General features: G+C 62.9%; 16 protein-coding genes. 14 read left to right on the top strand and 2 right to left on the bottom strand.

The features are described 5' to 3' along the window. The 6 genes from LB541_RS14045 to LB541_RS14020 all read left to right on the top strand — a co-directional run. On the top strand, positions 1–638 hold a 638-nt coding region (locus LB541_RS14045; protein WP_224618662.1), incomplete at its 5' end, for a 2-oxo acid dehydrogenase subunit E2. Between the two features lie 123 nt (positions 639–761). Continuing rightward, a complete protein-coding gene (locus LB541_RS14040; RefSeq protein ID WP_140648960.1) occupies positions 762–1,397 on the top strand; it encodes an SGNH/GDSL hydrolase family protein in 636 nt (211 codons plus the stop codon). A gap of 15 nt (positions 1,398–1,412) precedes the next feature. Next, complete coding sequence (lpdA, locus tag LB541_RS14035; protein ID WP_140584651.1) at positions 1,413–2,858, top strand: dihydrolipoyl dehydrogenase; 1,446 nt, start codon at positions 1,413–1,415, stop codon at positions 2,856–2,858. Positions 2,859–2,957: 99 nt separating this feature from the next. After that, entirely contained in the window at positions 2,958–3,215 is a 258-nt protein-coding gene (locus LB541_RS14030; RefSeq protein WP_140498561.1) for a GlsB/YeaQ/YmgE family stress response membrane protein, read from the top strand. A 135-nt stretch (positions 3,216–3,350) separates the two neighbouring features. Then, complete coding sequence (gene lipA / locus LB541_RS14025; protein WP_140686440.1) at positions 3,351–4,316, top strand: lipoyl synthase; 966 nt, start codon at positions 3,351–3,353, stop codon at positions 4,314–4,316. Between the two features lie 115 nt (positions 4,317–4,431). Beyond that, on the top strand, positions 4,432–4,887 hold the full coding sequence (locus LB541_RS14020) for a type II toxin-antitoxin system RatA family toxin (protein WP_140498563.1): 456 nt from the start codon (positions 4,432–4,434) through the stop codon (positions 4,885–4,887). On the opposite strand, the gene LB541_RS14015 is transcribed toward LB541_RS14020, so the two are convergent. Both LB541_RS14015 and LB541_RS14010 read right to left on the bottom strand, forming a co-directional pair. After that, the gene (locus LB541_RS14015; protein ID WP_140561167.1) at positions 4,866–5,372 is read right to left on the bottom strand and encodes a CinA family protein; all 507 of its coding nucleotides are present in this window, start codon (positions 5,370–5,372) and stop codon (positions 4,866–4,868) included. The two genes, LB541_RS14020 and LB541_RS14015, sit on opposite strands and share 22 nt — an antisense overlap. After that, the gene (locus LB541_RS14010; RefSeq protein WP_140561169.1) at positions 5,369–6,598 is read right to left on the bottom strand and encodes a bifunctional 2-C-methyl-D-erythritol 4-phosphate cytidylyltransferase/2-C-methyl-D-erythritol 2,4-cyclodiphosphate synthase; all 1,230 of its coding nucleotides are present in this window, start codon (positions 6,596–6,598) and stop codon (positions 5,369–5,371) included. The genes LB541_RS14015 and LB541_RS14010 overlap by 4 nt, the downstream gene beginning before the upstream one ends. Before the next feature lie 239 nt (positions 6,599–6,837). On the opposite strand from LB541_RS14010, the gene dusB reads away from it, so the two are divergent. From dusB to hflX, 8 genes are all read left to right on the top strand, one after another. Next, entirely contained in the window at positions 6,838–7,860 is a 1,023-nt protein-coding gene (gene dusB / locus LB541_RS14005; RefSeq protein WP_224618661.1) for a tRNA dihydrouridine synthase DusB, read from the top strand. After that, positions 7,857–8,999, top strand: coding sequence for a two-component system sensor histidine kinase NtrB (locus tag LB541_RS14000; RefSeq protein WP_224618660.1), 1,143 nt, complete (start codon positions 7,857–7,859; stop codon positions 8,997–8,999). Before dusB ends, LB541_RS14000 begins: the two co-directional genes overlap by 4 nt. Beyond that, entirely contained in the window at positions 8,996–10,456 is a 1,461-nt protein-coding gene (gene ntrC, locus LB541_RS13995; RefSeq protein WP_140515418.1) for a nitrogen regulation protein NR(I), read from the top strand. The genes LB541_RS14000 and ntrC overlap by 4 nt, the downstream gene beginning before the upstream one ends. A gap of 129 nt (positions 10,457–10,585) precedes the next feature. Continuing rightward, positions 10,586–12,871: a sensor histidine kinase NtrY-like gene (locus LB541_RS13990; protein ID WP_181171560.1), complete on the top strand. Its 2,286-nt coding sequence runs from the start codon at positions 10,586–10,588 to the stop codon at positions 12,869–12,871. Beyond that, complete coding sequence (locus tag LB541_RS13985) at positions 12,861–14,222, top strand: sigma-54-dependent transcriptional regulator (protein WP_140498569.1); 1,362 nt, start codon at positions 12,861–12,863, stop codon at positions 14,220–14,222. The genes LB541_RS13990 and LB541_RS13985 overlap by 11 nt, the downstream gene beginning before the upstream one ends. Positions 14,223–14,406: 184 nt before the next feature. Continuing rightward, positions 14,407–15,270, top strand: coding sequence for a D-amino-acid transaminase (locus LB541_RS13980; RefSeq protein WP_140498570.1), 864 nt, complete (start codon positions 14,407–14,409; stop codon positions 15,268–15,270). A 145-nt stretch (positions 15,271–15,415) separates the two neighbouring features. Beyond that, positions 15,416–15,661: an RNA chaperone Hfq gene (gene hfq, locus LB541_RS13975; protein ID WP_006202172.1), complete on the top strand. Its 246-nt coding sequence runs from the start codon at positions 15,416–15,418 to the stop codon at positions 15,659–15,661. Beyond that, complete coding sequence (gene hflX, locus LB541_RS13970) at positions 15,662–17,050, top strand: GTPase HflX (RefSeq protein ID WP_224618659.1); 1,389 nt, start codon at positions 15,662–15,664, stop codon at positions 17,048–17,050.

Genomic DNA, 17,050 nt, shown 5'->3' with positions numbered 1-17,050 from the left:
TCCCGCATTTCTACCTGACGCTCGACTGCGAGCTCGATGCGCTGCTTTCGCTGCGCACGCAGCTCAATGCGGCCGCACCGGTCAAGAAGACCGACAAGGGCGAGGCGCCCGCCTACAAGCTCTCGGTCAACGACATGGTGATCAAGGCGATGGCCATGGCCTTGAAGGCGGTGCCGGATGCCAATGCCTCGTGGACCGAAAGCGCCATGGTCAAGCACAGGCATGCCGATGTCGGCGTCGCCGTGTCGATCCCCGGCGGCCTGATCACGCCGATCATTCGGCATGCGGACGAAAAGACGCTGTCGGTGATCTCCAACGAGATGAAGGACCTGGCCAGCCGCGCGCGCAGCCGCAAGCTGAAGCCGGAGGAATATCAAGGCGGCACCACGGCGGTGTCGAACCTTGGCATGTTCGGCATCAAGGATTTCGCCGCCGTCATCAACCCGCCGCATGCGACGATCCTGGCGGTGGGCGCCGGCGAGGAGCGGGCGGTGGCCAAGAACGGCGAGATCAGAATCGCCACCGTGATGTCGGTGACGCTGTCGACCGACCATCGCGCCGTCGACGGAGCGCTTGGCGCCGAACTGCTGGTCGCCTTCAAGAAGCTGATCGAGAACCCGATGGGCATGCTGGTGTAGGAAGAACAAGGCGGTGCGGAAATTCTTCACCGGCCTCTTCGCCGGCGGCTTGGAGGCGCAGGAATTCGCCGTCGTCACCAACGCCGAGGAAGAATACTCCCTCGCAAGGGCGGGTTGAGCAAGATGAAGACGGTTCTTTGCTACGGCGACTCACTGACCTGGGGCTACAATGCCGAGGGTGGCCGTCATGCGCTCGAGGATCGCTGGCCAAGCGTGCTGCAGACCGGACTAGGTGACGGCGTGCATGTCATTGCCGAGGGGCTGAATGGCCGCACAACGGCGTTCGACGATCACCTGGCAGGCGCCGACCGCAATGGCGCAAGAACGCTGCCGACGGTGCTGGCCACGCATGCGCCGATCGACGTCATCGTCATCATGCTCGGCGCCAACGACATGAAGCCCTGGATCCACGGCAATCCCGTTGCGGCCAAACAAGGCATCCAGCGCCTGATCGACATCGTGCGCGGCCACGACTATCCGTTCGACTGGCCGCCGCCGCAGATCCTCATTGTCTCGCCGCCTCTCGTCAGTCGCACCGAAGATGCCGAGTTCAAGGCGATGTTTGCCGGCGGTGACGATGCCTCCAAAGAGCTTGCGCCGCAATATTCCGCGCTTGCCGATGAGGCTGGCTGCGGCTTCTTCGATGCCGGCACTGTGGCCAAGACCACGCCGCTCGACGGCGTCCATCTCGATGCCGAAAATACGCGAAACATCGGCGAGGCGTTGACGCCGCTCGTGCGCCTCATGCTGGAATTGTGATTGAAGGAGAAAACCGTGGCTGAGAACTACGACGTCATCATCATCGGCTCCGGTCCCGGCGGCTATGTCACGGCAGTGCGTTCCGCGCAGCTCGGTTTCAAGACGGCGATCGTCGAGCGCGAGCATCTCGGCGGCATCTGCCTGAACTGGGGCTGCATTCCGACCAAGGCGTTGCTGCGTTCGGCTGAGATCATGCACTATTCGGATCATCTGAAGGACTATGGACTGAAGCTCGACGGCAAGGTCAGCGTCGACACGTCGGCCGTCGTCGACCGCTCGCGCAAGGTTTCGCTGCGGCTCAATGGCGGCGTCGCCTTCCTGATGAAGAAGAACAAGGTCGACGTCATCTGGGGCGAGGCCAAGCTGACAAAACCGGGCGAGATCGTCGTCTCCAAGACGGCCAAGAAGCCGATGGAGCCGCAGCCGCCGGTGCCGAAAGGCGTCAAGGGCGAGGGCACCTACACCGCCAAGCACATCATACTGGCGACCGGCGCCCGGCCGCGGGCGCTGCCGGGCATCGAGCCGGACGGCAAGCTGATCTGGACCTATTTCGAGGCCATGGTGCCCAAGGAAATGCCGAAGTCGCTGCTGGTGATGGGTTCGGGCGCCATCGGCATCGAATTCGCCTCGTTCTACCGCACCATGGGCGCCGACGTGACCGTCGTCGAGCTGCTGCCGGCCGTGATGCCGGTCGAGGACGCCGAGGTGTCGAAATTCGCCCAGAAGCAGTTCGAGAAGCAGGGCATGAAAATCATTCTCGAAGCCAAGGTAACCAAGGTCGAGAAAAGCGCCAATTCAATCACCGCGCATGTCGAGATGAAGGACGGCAAGGTGGAGAAGATCACGGCCGATCGCATGATCTCGGCCGTCGGCGTGCAAGGCAATATCGAGGGCCTCGGCCTGGAAACGCTTGGCGTGAAGACGGAGCGCGGCTGCGTGGTCGTCGACGGCTACGGTAAGACCAATGTGTCCGGCATCTACGCCATCGGCGATGTCGCCGGCCCGCCGATGCTCGCCCACAAGGCCGAGCATGAAGGCGTCGTCTGCGTCGAGAAGATCGCCAATTTCCCCGGCGTGCACGCCACCGATAAGCTGAAGATCCCTGGCTGCACCTATTGCAATCCGCAGGTCGCTTCGGTCGGCCTGACGGAAGCGAAAGCCAAGGCCGAGGGCAAGGACGTCAGGGTCGGCCGCTTCCAGTTCGCCGCCAATGGCAAGGCCATCGCGCTCGGCGAGGACCAGGGCTTCATCAAGACCATCTTCGACAAGAACACCGGCCAACTGCTTGGCGCCCATATGGTGGGCGCCGAAGTGACCGAACTGATCCAGGGTTTTGTCGTTGCGATGAACCTCGAGACGACCGAGGAAGAACTGATGCACACGATCTTCCCGCACCCGACGCTGTCGGAGATGATGAAGGAAAGCGTACTCGACGCCTATGGCCGTGCGCTGAACGCATGATAGATTGGCCGCACGAGACTCAGATGCGAAAGCCGCAGGAGCTCGACGGCAAGTTAGTTCGGTTCCGGATGCGTTTTTTCTCAAGCAAGGAGAAGGCATATGGACGTGAATGGCGTGGGCTGGATCGCAGCCATCATCATCGGCGGCCTGGCGGGCTGGTTTGCCGAAATGGTCATGAAGAGCAATACCGGCGTCTTGATGAACATCATCTTGGGCATTGCCGGCGCAGTGGTGCTGAACGCGATCTTGCGTGCCTTGAACATCGGCGTGTTTGGCGTCGGCTGGACCGCCTACCTGATCACCGGTTTCATCGGCGCCTGCCTGCTGATCTGGGCCGGACGTCTGGTGCGCCGTTAGTCGGTATCGTTTCCGCCATGCGAAAACGGTTGTGGCGGCATGTACCGCCGCAGCCTTTTTCTTTGTGCTGAAAAGTCCTAGATGACGTGTAAGTGACGATCGCCGGCGGCGATCGCAAAGAAAACCAGGGTTCCGATGGTCACCGTCCTCGACACGATCGCCAATGCGCCGCGGCTGCGGCATCCGGAGAAGGCGCACAAGCCCGACCAGGACGTGCTGCGCAAGCCTGACTGGATCCGCGTCAAGGCGCCTGTGTCGAAAGGCTATGCCGAAACCCGCGAGATCGTGAAATCGCACAAGCTGGTGACGGTCTGCGAGGAGGCCGGCTGCCCGAACATCGGCGAGTGCTGGGACAAGAAGCACGCCACCTTCATGATCATGGGCGAGATCTGCACACGTGCCTGCGCCTTCTGCAACGTCGCCACCGGCATCCCGACCGCGCTCGACCCGGAGGAGCCGGCACGGGTCGCCCACGCGGTCAAGCAGATGGGCCTCAGCCACGTCGTCATCACCTCTGTCGACCGCGACGATCTCGCCGATGGCGGCGCGCAGCATTTCGCGGAGGTTATCCGTGCGATCCGGGCGGCGACGCCTTCAACCACGATCGAGATCCTGACGCCCGACTTCCTGCGCAAGGACGGCGCACTGGAGGTCGTGGTTGCGGCAAAGCCCGATGTCTTCAACCACAATCTCGAAACGGTGCCGTCGAACTACTTGACGGTCCGGCCAGGCGCCCGCTATTTCCATTCGATCAGGCTTTTGCAGCGGGTCAAGGAGCTCGACCCTTCGATCTTTACCAAGTCCGGCATCATGGTTGGGCTGGGCGAGGAGCGAAACGAAATCCTGCAGCTGATGGACGATCTGCGTTCAGCCAATGTCGACTTCATGACCATAGGCCAGTATCTGCAGCCATCGAAAAAGCACCACCCGGTGATCCGCTTCGTCACCCCGGAGGAGTTCAAGTCCTTCGAGACGATCGGGAAGACCAAGGGCTTCCTGCTGGTGGCGTCGAGCCCGCTGACCCGCTCCTCGCACCATGCCGGCGACGACTTCGCCAGGCTGCGCGCCGCGCGCGAAGCGCAGCTCCAGAAATCGCTCTGATGCATGTCGCCCAAAAGTGGCCTCGGGTTTTGGGAGAACGACATGCACGAAAACAAAGACTCTAAAGCGCGTCGCATGAGTCTGTGTCGACGCGACGCGCTTTAGAGCCGGGTTCATGCCGAAATTCGAAGCCACCCGCCGCGTTTCCCACACACCGGAACAGATGTTCGCCTTGGTCGCCGACATCGAAGCTTATCCGCAATTCCTGCCGCTTTGCGAGGCACTGACGGTGCGCTCGCGCAAGGAGCGTGACGGGCGCACTATCCTCGTCGCCGATATGAGCATCGGCTACAAGGCGATTCGCGAGACCTTCACCACGCAGGTGCTGCTGAAGCCCGACGAGCGTGCGATCGACGTCAAATACATCGACGGTCCGTTCAAATATCTGACCAATGTCTGGCGATTCGACCCTGCCGACGGCGGCTGTGCCGTCTGCTTCTTCATCGATTACGAGTTCAAAAGCCGCATCCTCGGCGCCCTGATGGGCACGATGTTCGACCGTGCCTTCCGTATGTTTTCCGAGGCATTCGAGAAGCGTGCTGATGTCATCTACGGTGCAAAACCGGCGTGAGCATGCCCAAGCGCGTGCAATCCCAGCTTGAGTGCATGGCTGACGGTCTCCTGGCGAATGAAATCACGGCCTTCATCGGCGAACAGCACGCGCTCGGCCGTCACCGGCCGGCCGCTTAGGCCAATCCCGAACCAGACCAGGCCGACCGGTTTTTCCGGCGAGCCGCCGCCCGGTCCGGCAACGCCGGTAACGGCGAGGCTGAGCCCGGCACGGGAGCGCGCCAGCGCGCCGGTTGCCATTTCGATCGCTGTCTCGCGTGAAACCGCGCCATGAGCCTCCAGCGTGGCGGCGGAAACCCCGAGCATGTCCATCTTGGCTTCATTGGAATAGGTGATGAAGCCGCGATCGACCACGGCGGAAGAGCCGGCGATATCGGTCAGCGCGGCGATGATCATGCCGCCGGTGCAGCTTTCCGCCGTCGCAAGCATGATGCCGCGCTTCTGGCAGGCTTGCAGCAATGCATTTGCCAGTTCGCTGTTGCTCATTCCGGCACCTCGCCGGGAAATACCACGCTCGCCGTGGCGATCGCCGCAATGCCTTCCTCGCGGCCGACGAAACCGAGCTTCTCGTTGGTTGTCGCCTTGATGGAGATGCGGTCGGCAGAGATGGCCAGCATCTGCGACAGGGCAGCCGTCATCGCCTCGCGATGTGGGCCGACGCGTGGTGCCTCGCAGATCAGCGTGATGTCGGCATTGGCGATGCGGCCGCCGCGCGCGCGCACCAGCTTTGCCGCATGTTCTACGAATATCCGGGAGGCAGTACCCTTCCACTGCGGGTCGGAGGGTGGGAAATGCGTGCCGATGTCGCCGGCGCCGCAGGTCGCCAGCAGCGCATCGGTAAGGGCATGGAGCCCGACATCGGCATCGGAATGGCCGGACAGTTTCTTGTCATGCGGAATGGCGATGCCGCATAGCGTGACGTGGTCGCCGGGCTCGAACGCGTGGACGTCGTAGCCATTGCCGGTTCTAATATCGGGAAAGCGCATGCGCTCGCTGGAAAGTCGTTGGTCCGCCATGGCGATGTCCCGTGCCCAGGTGAGTTTGACGTTGTCCGGTGAGCCGGGAACGAGTTTGACCGGCATCTGCATCCACTCGGCGATCGCGGCGTCGTCGGTAAAGTCGGTTTTGCCGCTGTTATAGGCTTCCTCATGCATGGCCATAATCGCCAGGAATGGGAAACCCTGCGGCGTTTGCGCCGCGTGAAGCCCGCTCCGGGAAACCGTTTCGGCGACCATCCCGGCGGCGGATTCGCGTTTCAGCGTATCGGCGACGGGCAGCGCCGGGAGCGCGCCCTCGCGCTCGCCGATGGCTGCGATCGTGCGGTCGATCAGGTCCGCGTCGACGAAGGGGCGCGCCGCGTCGTGGATGAGAACCTTGTCCGGTGCGTGGCTTCTCAACGCCTGCAGTCCGAGTCGAACCGAGTCTTGCCTGGTGGGGCCACCCGCAATTGCCGTGACGCGATTGGAGTGTGCGCCGACGGCATGTCGAAAAAGTTCGTGATCCTCGGCGTGTATTGCCACGACGAGCGGGCCGATACGCGGATGCGCCAGGAAAATATCGATGACGTGGGCGATGACGGCGCGACCGCCGATCTGCTGATATTGCTTCGGGCCATCGGCCTGTCCGGCACGCGCGCCGCGGCCGGCCGCAACAATAACCACCGCGACCTTGCCGTTCGCCTCCAAAGCCCGGTTTTCGTTTCCGTCAGTCATGCCGATTGGCTTAGCGCACGATCCCCAAAAGTGTAATCGGTTTTCGGAGAGATTGTAGGCCGAACAGGAAGCCCTAAAACGTCCATTGCGTGTTCGTGCAAGGCGCGGCGCTTTGCTCGGGACTGCAGCCGAGCTCGGCATTTCCCAATTGCGCCGTAATGTGGCGTCATTCCGCGTTGCACATTGCGGCCGATATGGCTAGAGAATGTGCAGCAAATGAACATGCTTGGTTTTTGTGCATGCTTGACCTGACCAAATTGGCCGCACCTCTCGATGTCGGCGGCGTGAGTATCCGCAATCGCGTGTTCCTCGCGCCGATGTCGGGAATTACCGACGAGCCGTTCCGGCGACGCGCCCATGCGCACGGCGCCGGCATGGTCGTGTCCGAAATGGTGGCAAGCGGCGAGCTCGCCAAAGGCAGGGCCGGCTGCGACCTGCGCATACGTCATTCGGGCCTGCCCGTCCATATGGTGCAGCTTGCCGGCCGCGAGGCGGCACACATGGCCGAAGGCGCACGCATCGCCGTCGGCGAGGGCGCCGACGTCATCGACATCAATATGGGTTGCCCCGCCAAGAAGGTGACCGGCGGCTATGCCGGCTCGGCACTGATGCAAGATCTCGATCATGCGCTGTCGCTGGTCGACGCCGTGGTCGGCGCGGTCGGTGTGCCGGTGACGCTGAAGATGCGGCTCGGCTGGGACGAAACGGCGCTCAACGCGCCTGACCTGGCGCGCCGTGCCGAGCAGGCGGGCGTCAAGATGGTGACAGTGCACGGCCGCACGCGCTGCCAGTTCTATCAGGGCAAGGCTGATTGGCGCGCAATAGCCTGCGTCAAGGCTGCCGTGTCGATCCCGGTCGTCGCCAATGGCGATGTGTCTTCGCCTGCGCAAGCAGCCGCTGTTCTGGAGCAATCCGGCGCCGATGCGGTGATGGTGGGCCGCGCCCACTACGGCGCGCCCTGGACCGCCGGAACCATCGCGGCCGCGGCGGCAGGCGAGCTTGCCCGGCTACCGGAAAGCGCTGCGGAACTGACCGACTACATCATTGCCCATTACGAGGACATGCTTGCGCTCTACGGCGTCGAGAGCGGCCTGCGCCAGGCGCGCAAGCACCTCGGCTGGTATCTGGACCGCCATGCCGGCGCCGTTGCCGACGAAAAGCGCAAGGCCATTCTCACGTCTTTCGACCCCGCGCGGACGATTACCTTGCTTCGCGAGGTGTTTTCCGCCGCCGAGCAAACACCCATGCGGAGCGCCGCATGAACGCCTCCGTCGGCCAGGGCCCGAAAATGGCGGATGCCGCCCAGATCGTGCTCAACACCATCCGCCGTCCGGTCATCATGATCAGCCCGGAGGGGTTCATCACCTTCGCCAACGCCGATGCGGAGGACTTCTTCCGCTCGAGCGCGACGATGCTCGCCCGCAACACGCTGTCAAAGCTCATCCCCTTCGGCAGCCCATTGCTGACACTGGTCGACCAGGTGCGCGAGCGCCGGGCCCCCGTCAACGAGTACCGGGTCGACGTGTCGTCTCCGCGTCTCGGCATCGAGAAGGTGGTCGATCTCTATGTCGCCCCGGTGCCGGAGTTTCCAGGTTCCGTCGTGGTGATGTTCCAGGAACGGTCGATGGCCGACAAGATCGACCGGCAGATGACACATCGCGGCGCGGCGCGCTCGGTGACCGGCCTGGCGGCAATGCTGGCTCACGAGATCAAGAACCCGCTCTCGGGCATCAGGGGCGCTGCCCAGCTGCTTGAACTGTCCGCTTCCGACGAGGATCGCGCGCTGACGCGGCTGATCACCGACGAGACCGACCGCATCGTGTCGCTGGTCGATCGCATGGAGGTGTTTTCCGACGAGCGGCCGATTGACCGCTACCCCGTTAACATCCATGTCGTACTCGACCATGTGAAGGCGATCGCGAAGAACGGTTTCGCAAAAAAAATCAAGATATTGGAGGATTATGATCCTTCATTGCCTCCGGTTTTCGCCAACCGCGACCAGCTCATCCAGGTGTTCCTCAACCTGGTCAAGAACGCCGCCGAGGCGATCGGCGGCGATCCCCAAGGTGAAATCGTCCTGTCGACGGCCTTCCGGCCGGGCATTCGCGTTTCGGTTCCAGGCACTCAGGATCGCGTGTCGCTGCCGCTCGAGTTCTGCGTGCGCGACAACGGTTCCGGCGTCTCGGAGGATATCCTGCCGATCCTGTTCGATCCCTTCATCACCACCAAGCCGAACGGCTCGGGACTGGGCCTCGCGCTGGTGGCCAAGATCGTCGGTGAGCATGGCGGCATCATCGAATGCGAATCGACGCCGCGCGCGACAATGTTCCGCATCCTGATGCCGGCCTGGAAGGAAACGGCGCTCGGTGCCGATGAAGACGCTGAAGGAGACCGCAAATGACCGTTCGCGGCAATATTCTCGTCGCCGACGACGATGCGGCGATCCGTACGGTCCTCAACCAGGCCCTTTCGCGTGTCGGCCACGAGGTGCGCGTGACCTCCAATGCCTCGACGCTGTGGCGCTGGGTGGCGGCGGGCGAGGGAGATCTCGTCATCACCGACGTGGTGATGCCGGACGAGAACGCATTCGACATGCTGCCGCGCATCAAGAAAGCACGGCCGGAGCTGCCCGTCATCGTCATGAGCGCCCAGAATACGTTCATGACGGCGATCCGTGCCTCCGAGACCGGCGCCTACGAATATCTGCCGAAGCCGTTCGACCTCACCGAGCTCCTCAACATCGTCAACCGGGCGCTGTCGGAGCCTCGGCGCCCCAAGATCGACGCGCGGCCGGAAGAGCAGCCCGAGACCATGCCGCTGGTCGGCCGCTCGGCCGCCATGCAGGACATCTATCGCATGCTGGCGCGCATGATGCAGACCGACCTGACGGTGATGATTTCGGGCGAATCGGGCACCGGCAAGGAGCTGGTGGCGCGTGCGCTGCACGAATATGGACGCCGCCGTGGCGGCCCTTTCGTTGCCATCAACATGGCGGCTATCCCGCGCGACCTGATCGAATCGGAACTGTTCGGCCATGAGAAGGGCGCCTTCACCGGTGCGCAGAACCGCTCAACCGGCCGCTTCGAACAGGCCGAAGGTGGTACGCTGTTCCTTGACGAGATCGGCGACATGCCGATGGAAGCGCAGACGCGCCTGCTGCGCGTCCTCCAGCAAGGCGAATACACGACGGTCGGCGGCCGCACGCCGATCAAGACCGACGTGCGCATCGTCGCCGCCACCAACAAGGATTTGCGCACGCTGATCAACCAGGGGCTCTTCCGCGAGGATCTTTTCTATCGCCTCAATGTCGTGCCCCTCAGGCTGCCGGCACTGCGCGAGCGCTCCGAGGACGTGCCGGACCTCGTCCGGCACTTCTTCAAGCTCGGCGAGATGGAGGGTCTCCAGACCAAGCGTATCTCGTCGGGCGGCATCGAATTGATGAAGCGCTATCCCTGGCCGGGCAATGTGCGCGAACTGGAAAACCTGGTCCGCAGGCTCGCCGCGCTCTATTCGCAGGACGAGATTTCCGCCGAGATCATCGAGGCGGAACTCAAGACCGGCGAGCGTCCCGTGGTGCCGGGCGGCGGCAACCTCATTCCCGACGACCTGTCCATCGGCCAGGCGGTCGAGCATTTCCTGCAGCGCTATTTCACCTCGTTTGCCGGCGAATTGCCGCCTGCCGGCCTCTACCAGCGCATTCTCTCGGAGGTCGAGTATCCGCTGGTGCTGGCCTCGATGACCGCGACGCGCGGCAACCAGATCAAAGCCGCGGAACTGCTGGGGCTCAACCGCAACACGCTGCGCAAGAAGATTCGCGAACTGGGCGTCAACGTCTACAAATCGTCACGCCAGGCCTGAGCCGGGATAGAGCCGAAGCGCTTTTCCGGGGGACTGTCAGCGAAAGATTTCCGTCCAGGCCACACTTGTTGCATAATCGCCACAATGCGTTGCATAGATCCGACGCAATCACTGGCTCTAGACGGCGACATGGCTTCGCAGGCTCCGACACCGAACGAACCGCTTTTCAACGACCCCGGCACGCGTGACGGGCGCCGGCTGCTGGCGCTGCCCGGCGTGGTGGCGGTCGTCGGTGCGCTGGTGATGGCGGCCATTTCGTTCGCTATTCTGGTCGGCGCGACGCCCATTGCGCCCGACGCCAGGACAACCTGGGCGCTGATCGCGCTCAACGCCGTCTTCGTCCTGTTGCTGAGCGCACTGATCGGCCGGGAGGTGCATCGCATCGTCATGGCGCGCCGGCATGGTAAGGCAGCCTCGCGGCTGCATGTGCGCATCGTGGCCATGTTCGCGCTCGTCGCCGCCATCCCCGCCATCATGGTGGCGATCATTGCGTCCATCACGCTCGATATCGGTCTCGACCGCTGGTTTGAGATTCGCACCAAGACGATCGTCAATTCGTCGCTTTCCATCGCCGATGCCTATGTGCAGGAAAACGCGCGCAACCTGCAGGGCACGACGCTGTCGATGGCCTATGACCTCGACGCGTCGCGCACGCTTTACGGCCTCGACCGAATTGGCTTCCTCGATCTGATGAGCAAGGAGGCGGTGGGCCGCTCGCTGGCGCATGCCGCGCTGATCAAGCCCGACGGCTCCTTCGTGATGAGCGCCAAGACCGATGCCGACTTCGCCATGCCGGAACCGCCGGAGGGAGCGGTCGCCAGCGCCACCGACGGCAAGCCGGTTCTGATCGAGCCGCGCACGCGCAACATCATGGGCGCCATCGTCAAGCTGCGTGAGATCGAGGGGCTCTACCTCTACACGATCCGGCTGGTCGATCCCGAGGTGATAAAGGCGCGCCAGATCGTCAGATCGAACACCGACGAATATCGCAATCTCGAAGACAACAGGCGCACTTCGCAGGTGGCTTTCGCGTTGCCTTATCTGTCGTTGACTTTGATTATCATCCTGTCGGCAATCTGGACCGGCATTGCCGTGGCCGACCGGCTGGTGCGGCCGATTCGTCAGCTCATCGGCGCTGCCGACGAGGTCGCGACCGGCAATCTCGACGTCGCCGTGCCGGTGCGCCCGTCCGACGGCGACGTTGCCTCGCTCGGCAACACTTTCAACAAGATGCTGCAGGAATTGAAATCGCAGCGCAACGAGATCCTGTCGGCCAAGGATCTGATCGACGAGCGACGGCGCTTTTCGGAAGCGGTGCTGGCCGGTGTCACCGCCGGCGTCATCGGCGTCGATCCTTATGGCATCGTCACCATCGTGAACCGCTCGGCCGAGTCCATGCTGGCCATTTCGGCCAGTGCGGCGCTCGGGCAGAACCTTTCCGCCATTCTCCCGCATGTCGGCCGCGTCTTCGAGATCGGCCGCCAATCGGGCAAGCCCGTCTATCGCGAGCAGGTGACGTTTTTCCGCGCCGGCACGGAGCGGACTTTCAACGTGCAGATCACCATCGAGGCCGGCGATAACGGCACGGAGGAGAAATCCTACGTCGTGACGGTCGATGACATCACCGATCTGGTCCAGGCGCAGCGCTCCTCTGCCTGGGCCGACGTGGCGCGCCGCATAGCCCATGAGATCAAGAACCCGCTGACGCCGATCCAGCTTTCAGCCGAGCGCATCAAGCGCCGCTACGGCAAGGTCATCACCGAGGACCGCGAGGTGTTCGACCAGTGCACTGACACGATCATCCGGCAGGTCGAGGATATCGGTCGCATGGTCGACGAATTCTCCGCTTTCGCGCGCATGCCGAAGCCCGAGATGAAGTCCATAGACCTGCGCGAATCCCTGCGCGAGGCCTCCTTCCTGGTCGAGGTGAGCCGTTCCGACATCACGTTCGAGCGCATATTCGGCAACGAACCGCTCAAGGGTACTTTCGACAGCCGCCTGTTGGCGCAGGCTTTCGGCAACGTGATCAAGAACGCTGCCGAAGCGATCGACGGGCTGGAACAGAAGGACGGTTCGCACGGCATAATCCGGATTCAAGCCGGACGTCAGAATGGCGCGATTCGCATCGATGTCATCGACAATGGCAAAGGCCTGCCGCGGGAGAATCGTCAGCGGCTGCTGGAGCCCTACATGACCACGCGTGAGAAGGGCACGGGCCTTGGTCTCGCCATCGTCAAGAAGATCGTGGAGGACCATGGCGGTAGGCTGGAGCTCCACGATGCGCCTGCGGATTTCCACGGCGGGCGCGGCGCGATGATCAGCATCATCCTGCCACCTGCGGCCGTGGCGCCAGCGCGCGGCGAAAGCAGGACGGAACACGAAAGAGAAACTGAAAAGGTCGGTAATGGCGTCTGATATTCTGATCGTCGATGACGAGGAAGACATCCGTGAGCTCGTCGCAGGCATACTGAGCGACGAAGGTCACGAAACCCGCACGGCATCCGATGCCGACACCGCGCTGGCGGCCATCGCCGACCGAGCCCCGCGGCTGATTTTCCTCGACATCTGGTTGCAGGGTTCGCGCCTGGACGGCCTGGCTTTGCTGGACGAGATCAAGACCATGCACCCCAACCTGCCGGTGGTGATGATTTCGGGCCATGGCAACATCGAAACCGCGGTCTCCGCCATCAGACGCGGCGCTTATGACTTCATCGAGAAGCCCTTCAAGGCGGACAGGCTGATTCTGATTGCCGAGCGTGCGCTGGAAACCTCCAAGCTGAGGCGCGAGGTTTCCGATCTCAAGCTGCGCAGCGGCGAGACCTTCGACCTGATCGGCATGTCGTCGGCGATGAGCCAGTTGCGCCAGACCATCGAGCGCGTCGCGCCGACCAACAGCCGCGTCATGATCATTGGCCCCTCGGGATCTGGCAAGGAGCTGGCCGCGCGCGCCATCCACACGCTGTCGGCGCGCAAGAGCGCGCCTTTCGTGACGCTGAGCGCCGCCAACATCACGCCCGAACGCATGGAGATCGAACTGTTCGGCACCGAATCGAACGGCGTCGAGCGCAAGGTCGGCGCCCTGGAGGAAGCCCATCGCGGCATCCTCTACATCGATGAGGTGGCCGACATGCCGCGCGAGACGCAGAACAAGATCCTGCGTGTGCTGGTCGAACAGCAGTTCGAGCGCGTCGGCGGCACCAAACGGGTCAAGGTCGATGTCCGCATCATCTCCTCGACGTCGCAGAACCTGGAGGCGATGATCGCCGATGGCCGTTTCCGCGAGGATCTTTACCATCGCCTTGCGGTGGTACCGGTGACGGTGCCGGGACTTGCCGAGCGGCGCGAGGACATTCCTTATCTCGTTGACAATTTCATGAAGCAGATCGCCCGTCAGGCCGGAATCAAGCCGCGCCGCATCGGCGATGACGCCATGGCGGTGCTGCAGGCGCACAATTGGCCAGGCAATGTTCGCCAATTGCGCAACAATGTCGAACGGCTGATGATTCTGGCGCGCGGCGACAATGTCGATGCGCCGATCACCGCCGACCTGTTGCCGTCCGAAATCGGCGATGTCATGCCCCGCACGCCGAACCAGTCGGACCAGCACATCATGGCGCTGCCGCTGCGCGAGGCGCGCGAACAATTCGAGAAGGACTATCTGATCGCCCAGATCAACCGGTTCGGCGGCAACATCTCGAAAACGGCCGAGTTCATCGGCATGGAGCGTTCCGCGCTGCACCGCAAGCTGAAGTCGCTCGGCGTCTGACCTGATATCTTGAGCGGTTCGACGTTTGATGCATTGCCGGCCCGGTTCGATACCTTGCTCAAGCAGTTCCGGCCGGAAAATCGTTACACGCTTTCTGGAGTTGCTTCAGTGGCCCACGCGATTATCCATCACTGTTGAGGCGGAATCGCCTAAACAAGCCGAAGCAGATCCCCCGAGGTGACAAATGCCGCGTATTGCCTATGTGAACGGGCGCTACACCGCTCATGCCGATGCCGCTGTGCATATCGAAGACCGTGGCTACCAGTTCGCCGACGGCGTTTACGAGGTCTGCGAAGTGGCGCGCGGCTTCATCGTGGACATGCCGCGTCACCTCGCCCGGCTGAACCGTTCGCTGAGCGAGCTGTCGATCGGCTGGCCGGTCACCCCAGGCGTCCTGCCGCTCATCATGCGCGAAGTGGTCAATCGCAACCATGTCGTCAACGGCCTGGTTTACGTCCAGGTCACACGCGGCGTCGCCAGCCGCGACTTCGCCTTCCCCTCGGCTGATACCAGGCCGTCGCTGGTGATCACCGCCAGGAAGCTGGATCCCGCTGCTGGAGCCAAGCGGGCCGAGACCGGTATCGCCGTCATCACCGTGCCCGAGAATCGCTGGGATCGCGTCGACATCAAGAGCACCGGCCTGCTAGCCAATGTGTTAGCCAAGCAGAAGGCCAAGGAAGCTGGCGCGCAGGAAGCCTGGTTCGTGGATACGGACGGCAACGTCAAGGAAGGCGGGTCGTCGAATGCCTGGATCGTCACCAGGGACGGCGTTCTGGTCACCAGGCCCGCCGAGCACGGTATTCTGCGCGGCATAACCCGCACCACCATGTTTGAAGTGGCGGCCAAGCTCGGACTCAAGATCGAGGAACGCGGTTTTTCCGTCGCCGAGGCCAAGGCGGCGAGGGAGGCTTTCATCAGTTCCGCGACCACGATCGCCATGCCGGTCGTGGCCATAGACGGCGACCCGATCGCCAACGGCCACCCCGGCTCGATAACACTTTCGTTGCGGCAAGCCTTTTTTGACATTGCGGAAAAAAGTCCAGCCTGATAACCGCACAGGTGGAATGAACATCAATATATCTCGTTCTGCTTGTCGTTACTGACGACAAGACGGTGTTTGCGCGCTTGACATGTGCTGGTTAATTTGGCGCATTGGCCTGCAAACCGAAGGGGATCGGCGAAAGACAAGAACAATGGCGGAACGATCGCAAAACCTTCAGGACCTGTTCCTGAACTCTGTTCGCAAGAGCAAGAACCCGCTCACCATCTTTCTCATCAACGGCGTGAAGCTGACCGGCGTCGTCACTTCATTCGACAATTTCTGCGTCCTGCTGCGCCGCGACGGCCACTCCCAGCTCGTCTACAAGCACGCCATTTCCACGATCATGCCGAGCCAGCCGGTTCAGATGTTCGATGGCGAGGAAAGCCAGGGCGCCTGATTGGCACGTGAGAAGGACCCGGACCGCAGCGTTCGCGGAAAATCAGCACATCAGCCGGGGACGGAGGCCGAGGGTCCGACCCGGGCAGTTGTCATCGTGCCGGTGCTTACCCGCCAGCCGCGCGGCGAGGACGACACCAACCGTCCGCGGCTGACGCGCTCAGCCGAGGCCCGTCATGATGAGGCGGTCGGCCTTGCCCGCGCCATCGATCTTGATCTGATCCACACGGCCGTGGTTACCATCAACGATCCACGTCCGGCGACCTTGCTCGGCAGCGGCAAGGTCGAGGAGTTGGCGGAGATCGTCAAGGAAGGGCACGCGGAGGTGGTCATCGTCGATCATCCGCTGACGCCGGTGCAGCAACGCAACCTCGAGAAGGAATTCAACGCCAAGGTGCTGGACCGCACCGGGCTGATCCTCGAGATCTTCGGCGAGCGCGCCCGCACCAAGGAAGGCACGCTGCAGGTCGAGCTTGCCCATCTCAGCTACCAGAAGGGCCGGCTGGTGCGCAGCTGGACCCACCTCGAGCGCCAGCGCGGCGGTGCCGGCTTCCTCGGCGGCCCCGGCGAAACCCAGATCGAATCGGACCGGCGCGTCCTGCAGGACAAGATCGTCAAGCTGAAGCACGAGCTGGAGACGGTGCGCCGCACCCGCGACCTGCATCGTGCCAAGCGCAAGAAGGTGCCGTTTCCGGTGGTGGCCATCGTCGGCTACACCAATGCCGGAAAATCGACGCTATTCAACAAGCTGACCGGGGCAGGGGTGCTGGCGCAGGACATGCTGTTCGCCACGCTCGATCCGACGCTGCGCCGCGTGCGGCTGCCGCACGGCACGCCGATCATCCTCTCGGACACGGTCGGCTTCATCTCGGACCTGCCGACGCATCTCATCGCGGCTTTCCGCGCCACGCTTGAAGAGGTGGTCGAGGCGGATCTCATCATCCATTTGCGCGACATCTCCGATCCTGACACATCCGCCCAGGCCGAGGACGTCGAGCGCATCCTGGCCGATCTCGGCGTCGACGCCGGCGATACCAAGCGGGTCATCGAGGTCTGGAACAAGGTCGACCTGCTCGATGAAGGCAATCGCGCACGGCTGCTTGCCGAGAGTACGGATGCCAAGGCGCCTCCCGTCGCCATATCGGCTGTCACGGGCGAAGGCATCGACGCGCTGAACGCGATCATCGAGACACGCATGTCCGGCGAGCTTGAAGATCTGACGGTGACGATCGGGCCGGCGCAGTTCGGCCTTGTCGACTGGCTTTACCGCAATGGCGATGTCGTTTCGCGAACCGACAATGACGACGGCAGCGCCACCATCTCCCTCAAGGCCACGCAAAGTGCCCGCGAAGAGATCGAAAGCAGATTGCGTCGCAAGAATAACGGTTAA

Origin of the sequence: Mesorhizobium sp. BR1-1-15 (assembly GCF_020165475.1) — a bacterium.
Taxonomy (GTDB): Bacteria; Pseudomonadota; Alphaproteobacteria; order Rhizobiales; family Rhizobiaceae; genus Mesorhizobium.
Note: the sequence above shows the minus strand (reverse complement) of the source record. Positions and strands in the feature narration are given on the sequence as shown.